Below are 6,989 nucleotides of genomic sequence, written 5' to 3'. Positions count from 1 at the left end.
CGTCGGCCGCCGATAAGCCGCCGGCCGGACCTTGGGGCAAGCCGGCCGAGCCGGAGCAGCCGAAGCCCAATCCATGGGGCCGCAATCCGACCGGGCCCCGCGGCGCCGGACCCAAGGGTCCGTGGTCGTGAGCGGAGCAAAGCGCCGACCGCAAACCCCGGGCAGACGTGACGGCAATACGAGCGAGGCGATCGCCGGCCTTGCCGCGCGCAAGGCCGCCGCGCGCCTGCTTGCCGCCGTCATCGATGCTCGCACCCCGCTCGACGGCCTGACCGACAACGAGCACGGCCACCCGCAATACAAGGCGCTCGATGCCCGCGACCGCGCGCTGGTGCGCGCCATCCTGGTCACCGCGCTGCGTCACCGCATGACTGTTGCCGGACTGCTGGCAAAGCGTCTGGAAAGGCCGCTGCCGGCCAATGCCACCGCGCTCTCGCATATCCTGCACGTGGGCGCGGCGCAGATCCTGTTTCTCGATATCCCCGACAGTGCGGCCGTCGACCTTGCCGTCACCCACGCCAAGTCGGATCCGCGCACGCTGCGTTTCTCCGGTCTGGTCAACGGCGTGCTGCGCTCGCTGGCGCGCGCCAAGGACGCCGAGCTTGCACCGGCGCTTGCCACGACGAGCGAAGCGCCGCAGTGGTTCGCGGATCGGTTGACCGCGGCCTATGGCGCCGACAAGGCACGCGCCATCCTTGCCGCGCATCGCCATGAGGCGCCTGTCGATTTCACGGTCAAGTCAGACCCAGCATTCTGGGCAGAGAAGTTGCGCGGCATCGTGCTGCCGACCGGTACGGTGCGGGTCGAGAAGCTGCAGGCCGGCGTGACCGACCTGCCCGGCTTCGCCGAGGGCGCCTGGTGGGTGCAGGATGCGGCGGCAAGCTTGCCGGCGCGCCTGTTCGGCGACATCGAGGGACGGCGTATCGCCGACCTTTGTGCCGCGCCCGGCGGCAAGACGGCGCAGCTCATCCTCGCCGGTGCGAACGTCACCGCTCTCGACACCTCGAAGAACCGGCTGACCAGGCTGGGTGAGAACCTGAAACGCCTCGGCCTGTCGGCGGAGCTGGTGCAGACCGACCTGCTCGACTACCGGCCGGCGGAACTGTTCGACGCCGTGCTGCTCGACGCCCCCTGCTCGTCGACCGGCACCGTGCGCCGGCATCCCGACGTGCCGTGGACGAAGACCATGGCCGATGTCGAGAAGCTCGCCACGCTTCAAAGCAAGCTCCTCGCCCACGCCGTCGGCCTCGTCAGACCCGGCGGGCGGTTCGTTTTTTCCAACTGTTCGCTCGATCCTATCGAGGGCGAGGATCTTTACCGCGCTTTCCTTGCCGAGACTCCTGGCGTGGCCGCCGATCCGATCCGGCCGGGCGAATTCGCAGGTCTCGACCCGTTCCTTACGGCCGACGGCACGTTGCGTACCACGCCCGCCGACATGATGCTGGAATCGCCCGGCATTTCCGGCATGGACGGCTTCTTTGCAGCCCGGATGAGAAGGACGATTTAGGCCGTTATTGCATAAAACTTGCGGACTTTTTTAGGGACGGCCCCCGGCGGCGGCGCGTGAAGGGCTCCACTTCGGTGAAATCCGCCTTCGCATAAGTTCTTGAATCATATAAGCTTGTGCTTCGGGACTGAGGACAATCAGGAGGGGTTTTGGCACTTGCTGCCGGCAGCACGACGCGTCTTTGGACGCTTGTCGCGAGGGAGTTCTGGCGCAAGATGCGCCGGCGCCTTCGTGCCGGTCCTGTCTATCGCTGGCGTTATTCCGGCCGCACGCCCGAGCGCGTCCTCATCGCGCCGCCGGATCTGAGGCTCGCCGACCCGCAGATCGCGCTTGAAATCTACTGTGGCCGCTATCCGCTGTCCGGCCACATGGTCGAGACCGGCGGCAAATCGCCCTTCCAGATCGATGTGCCCAACCACGGTTGGCAAAAGACGCTGCACGGCTTCCGCTGGCTGCGCCACATGCGCGCCGCCGGCACCGAGCTGGCCGCCGCCAATGCTCGCGCCCTGGTCTCGGACTGGATCGCCATGCACGGCAACCAGATATCGGGCGTCGCCTGGGAGCCTGGCACGACGGCCAAGCGGGTGATTGCGTGGCTGCAGCATTCCTCGATCGTGCTGCAAGGCGCCGAGTTTCCGTTCTACCGCGCCTTCCTCAAATCGCTTGCCATGCAGATTCGTTATCTCAGATCGATGGCGCGCGAGATGCCGGACGGCAAGGACAGGCTGCGCGCCCGCATCGCGCTTGCCTTCGCCGCCCTGTCGCTGCCGGCACCGGCCTCGGCGCTGCGCAACGCCACGCGCAATCTGGCCGAGGAGTTGGACCACCAGATCCTGCCTGACGGCGGCCATATCTCGCGCAACCCGATGACGGTGCTGGAATTGCTGGCCGACCTTTTGCCGCTGCGCCAGACCTATGCCAACCAGGCCGAGGCGCCGCCGCCCGCCTTGATCAACGCCATCGACCGCATGCTGCCGGCGCTGCGCTTCTTCCGCCACCAGGACGGCAGCCTCGCCCGCTTCAACGGCATGGGCGCCACCATCCATGACCGCATCGCCACCATCCTGCGCCATGACGACGCGGCCGGCGCGCCGCTGCTGCACGCGCCGCATTCCGGCTATGAGCGCCTGTCGATGGGCGGCGTCACGGTGATCGCCGACACCGGCACGCCGCCGCCGGTCGACGTTTCCAACGCAGCCCACGCCGGGTGCCTCGCCTTCGAGCTTTCTTCCGGACGCCAGCACTTCATCGTCAACGCGGGCATCGACACCTATGGCGCCGCCGAATTCCGGCCGCTCGCCCGCGCCACCGCCGCGCATTCGACCGCCACCGTCAACGATACGTCGTCGGCGCGATTCAGCCATTCGCTGCGGGTCAGCGACCTGCTCGGCTCCCCGCTGATCGGCGGCCCGCAGCACGTGCCCTGCAAGCGCATCGACCAGAAGGGCGTGCACGGCTTTGTCGCCCGCCACGACGGCTATGCCGCGCGCTTCGGCTTCCTGCATGAGCGTGAGCTGAAGCTGACGACCAACGGCAATGTGCTCGCCGGCCGCGATCGCTTTCTGCGCCCCGGGAAAGCCACGATCCGCAACAATGGCCGCGACTTCGTCACGGTGCGCTTCCACATCCATCCCGACATCGGACTGCTGCAGGACGAGCAGGACCGCCTGACCTTGGCGGCCGTCCAGGGCGACACCTGGGCGTTCACCTGCGCGGAAGTGGCGCCGGAGGTCGAGGAATCGATCTATTTCGCCGGGCTCGGCGGACCGCGCCGCAGCCGGCAAATCGTGCTTGCCTTCAAGGCCTCGGAAATCGCCGAGGTGCATTGGCAGCTGACGCGCACCAATATCGCCGGCTAACCCGAAAACAACTGATACGAAGCGAAGGAACCCGCGCTGCGCGCTTGATTTCCGGGCCTCATATGCTACGGCCGCGAACGTTTCCCAACCAGCCTTGAAAGGCCGCCAGCCATGGCCGTCCCCGCCAAGAACATTCCGGCGCCCGACCTCGTTCCGGTTCGCCGCGCGCTGCTTTCCGTTTTCGACAAGACAGGCCTGATCGACTTTGCCAAAGCGCTTGCCGCCGCCGGCGTCGAACTGGTCTCCACCGGCGGCACGGCCAAGGCGATCGCCGAGGCCGGCCTCGGCGTCCGCGACGTATCGGAATTGACCGGTTTTCCCGAGATCATGGATGGCCGCGTCAAGACCTTGCATCCGTCGGTGCATGGCGCGCTGCTCGGTGTCCGCGACGATCCCGAGCACGCGAAAGCGATGCACGATCATCATATCGTGCCGATCGACCTCGTCGTCTCCAACCTCTATCCGTTCGAGGAGGTCCGCCGCTCCGGCGCCGGCTACGCCTCCATCGTCGAGAATATCGACATCGGCGGCCCGGCGATGATCCGCGCCTCGGCCAAGAACCACGCCTATGTCGCGATCGTCACCGATCCCGCCGACTACGCCTCGGTGCTCAATGCGCTCGAAATGAATCTCGGCTCGCTGTCGCTCGATTTCCGCAAGAAGCTGGCGGCGAAAGCCTTTGCCCGCACCGCGACCTACGACGCGGCGATCTCCGGCTGGTTCGCCGAGGCGCTCGAGATCGAACATCCGACCTGGCGCGCCTTCGGCGGCCGCCTCGACCAGGTGATGCGCTATGGCGAGAACCCGCATCAGGGCGCCGGCTTCTATCTTTCCGGCGACAAACGGCCGGGCGTGGCAACGGCAAGACAGCTGCAGGGCAAGCAGCTTTCCTACAACAACATCAACGACACCGACGCCGCCTTCGAGCTGGTCGGCGAATTCGATCCGGCCCAGTCGGCGGCGATCGCCATCATCAAGCACGCCAACCCGTGCGGCGTCGCCGAAGGCGCGACGCTGAAGGCGGCCTACGCCAAGGCGCTGGCCTGCGATCCGGTCTCAGCCTATGGCGGCATCGTCGCCATGAACCGCATCCTCGACGCCGAAGCGGCCGAGGAGATCGTGAGGATCTTCACCGAGGTGATCATCGCGCCCGACGCCACCGATGAGGCCACGGCGATCGTCGCGGCGAAGAAGAACTTGCGCCTGCTGGTCACCGGCGGCCTGCCCGATCCGCGCGCGACGGGCACGATGGCGAAATCGGTCGCCGGCGGGCTGCTGGTGCAAAGCCGCGACAATGCGGTGGTCGACGATCTCGAGCTGAAGGTGGTGACAAAACGCGCGCCGACGCCGGCCGAAATGGCCGACCTCAAATTCGCCTTTCGCGTCGCCAAGCACGTCAAGTCGAACGCCATCGTCTATGCGAAGGACGGCGCCACCGTCGGCATCGGCGCCGGCCAGATGAGCCGTGTCGATTCCTCGCGCATCGCCGCCCGCAAGGCGCTCGATGCGGCGGAAGCCGCCGGCCTTGCGGAACCGCAGACCAAGGGCTCGGTGGTCGCCTCCGATGCCTTCTTCCCCTTCGCCGACGGCCTGCTGTCGGCGATCGAGGCAGGGGCCACGGCCGTGATCCAGCCCGGCGGCTCGATGCGCGACGACGACGTGATTGCCGCCGCCGACGAGCACGGCATCGCCATGGTGTTCACGGGGGTGCGGCACTTCAGGCATTGAGCGCGCCCTCTCCTTCTCCCCTTTGTTTAGACCGGGGACATCGCGAACAAGTGTGCGATGTCCCCAGTCTAAACAAAGGGGAGAAGGAGAGGCGTTATTCCACCGGCTTGTCCGCCGGATAGGGCGTCCTGAGCAGGATTGCCATGCCGAGGCCGAGGAACAGCGCGATCACCGCCATGCCGAGCCGGGCCGAGCCGCTGGCGAGCGTGATCGTCGACACCAGGAACGGCGCCAGGAAGCTGGTTGCCCGTCCTGCCAACGCGTAGATGCCGAAATAGCGGCCGGACTCGGCGGCCGTGACGCTGCGCGCCATGTAGGAGCGCGACGAAGCCTGAACCGGCCCGAAGGCTAGGCCGATCAGCAGGCCGTAGAGGATGTAAGCCTTTTCGGCCGCAGTGCCGAACAGGCCGCCGGAATCGGTTGTGGGCAGTTGTATCAGGCCGAGCAGCGTGAAGCCCGGCCCGGTCGACACGACGCCGACCGTCGCGAGCAGAAGCAGGACCAGCGCGATCATCACCACGGCCTTCGAACCGAGCGCGGTGTCGAGGCGCGCCGCGATCCAGCAGCCGAAGATGGCGACGACGTTGAGGATGATGCCGAACATGCCGATCTCGGTGATCGACCAGTTGAACATGCCGGCGGCGAACGTGCCGCCGAGCGCCAGGAGCGCGTTGACTCCGTCCTGATAGATCATGCGGGCGACGAGGAAGCGGAAGATGCCGACGCGCCTGCGCACCTCGAAGAGAGTGGACTTCAACTCCGACAGGCCTTCGCGCACCGCCGGGCCCATCGAAAGCCCCTTGCTGGCGTCCGGCGTGAAGAAGAACATCGGCAGGATGAACAGGAAGTACCATCCGGCCGACATGGGCCCGGTGAAGCGCGCGTCCTCGCCAAGCTTCGGATCGAGCCCGAACAGCGGGTCGAGGCCGATGATCGTCTTGCCGGTCTCCAGATTGCCGGCCAGGAACAGCACGACGAAGATCAGCGCCACCATGCCGCCGAGATAGCCGAGCCCCCAGGCGACATTGGAGATCCTGCCGATCTCTTCCTTCGGCACCAGGCGCGGCATCATGGAATCGTTGAAGACGGTAGAGAATTCCGCCGCCACCGAGGCGAGCGAGAAGAGCAGCACGATCAGGAAAAGGCTGGAGCCGGGCGCGGCGAACCAAAGCAGCGTGAGGCTGACGATCTTGATCGCGGCGAAGAAGGCGATCCATGGCTTGCGCGGTCCGGTCTGATCGGCGACCGAGCCCAGCACTGGCGAAAGCACGGCGATAACGAGACCCGCGGCTGCGATGCCGTAACCCCAGGCAGCCTGCCCGGTGGTCGGATCGCTCGCCATGCGCGAGACGAAATAGGGCCCGAAGATGAAAGTGGTGACGACGGTGAAGAAAGGCTGCGCCGCCCAGTCGAAGAACATCCAGCCCCAGATGCCGCGCCCCGTTGCCCGCTGCACTGCTACTTCGGCCATGTCCCCTCCGGCATCATCGCTCCGCCCGCGACCCGCGCCATGTCTGCATGTTTTCGGGCGGCGATGCAAATGAACAAGGAAGCAGCTGCCCTTACTGGTTTGCCGGCCCGATTTCCGCATCAGTGGGAAGAAGAGCGCCTGCCTCTACCTCCCCCTTGTGGGGAGGTCGGACCGCAGGTCCGGGTGGGGGGCGGCGCCGCACCCCCGCCCCGCCGCTTCGACCCTCCCCACAAGGGGAAGGTAAGCCTCACATCCCCGTCAGGTCGCTCATCAGGCCGGACGCCACCGAAAGCCTCGACACGGTGATGTCGCCGCCTTCGGTCAGCGCCTGCAGCCGGTCGCGGATGCGCCCGACGCGTTCGCCGCCGGCCTCCAGCCAGGCCGCGACCGGGTCCGCGGCCGAGCCGTGGCTGGTGAGCGCCGC

4 protein-coding genes are annotated in these 6,989 nt (G+C 66.9%); 3 read left to right on the top strand and 1 reads right to left on the bottom strand.

Annotated features, from left to right (window positions below; translation table 11 throughout):
- The first annotated feature begins 121 nt into the window (after positions 1-121).
- From AU465_RS33505 to purH, 3 genes are all read left to right on the top strand, one after another.
- Positions 122-1,507 carry an RsmB/NOP family class I SAM-dependent RNA methyltransferase gene (locus AU465_RS33505; protein WP_312891346.1) on the top strand — a complete coding sequence of 462 codons (1,386 nt, stop codon included), beginning with the start codon at positions 122-124 and terminating at the stop codon, positions 1,505-1,507.
- A gap of 149 nt (positions 1,508-1,656) precedes the next feature.
- Positions 1,657-3,366: a heparinase II/III family protein gene (locus tag AU465_RS33500; protein ID WP_192257343.1), complete on the top strand. Its 1,710-nt coding sequence runs from the start codon at positions 1,657-1,659 to the stop codon at positions 3,364-3,366.
- Between the two features lie 111 nt (positions 3,367-3,477).
- Positions 3,478-5,094 (top strand): bifunctional phosphoribosylaminoimidazolecarboxamide formyltransferase/IMP cyclohydrolase, encoded by a 1,617-nt coding sequence (gene purH, locus AU465_RS33495; RefSeq protein ID WP_192257340.1) that lies wholly within the window; start codon positions 3,478-3,480, stop codon positions 5,092-5,094.
- Positions 5,095-5,188: 94 nt separating this feature from the next.
- Here the strand turns inward: purH and AU465_RS33490 are convergent, their stop codons facing one another.
- Positions 5,189-6,565, bottom strand: coding sequence for an MFS transporter (locus tag AU465_RS33490; RefSeq protein ID WP_192257338.1), 1,377 nt, complete (start codon positions 6,563-6,565; stop codon positions 5,189-5,191).
- Between the last annotated feature and the right edge of the window lie 424 nt (positions 6,566-6,989).

Source organism: Mesorhizobium silamurunense (assembly GCF_014843905.1).
GTDB classification, from domain to species: Bacteria; Pseudomonadota; Alphaproteobacteria; order Rhizobiales; family Rhizobiaceae; genus Mesorhizobium; species Mesorhizobium silamurunense.
The sequence above is the reverse complement of the archived record's forward strand: the minus strand, read 5'-3'. Positions and strand labels throughout refer to the sequence as shown.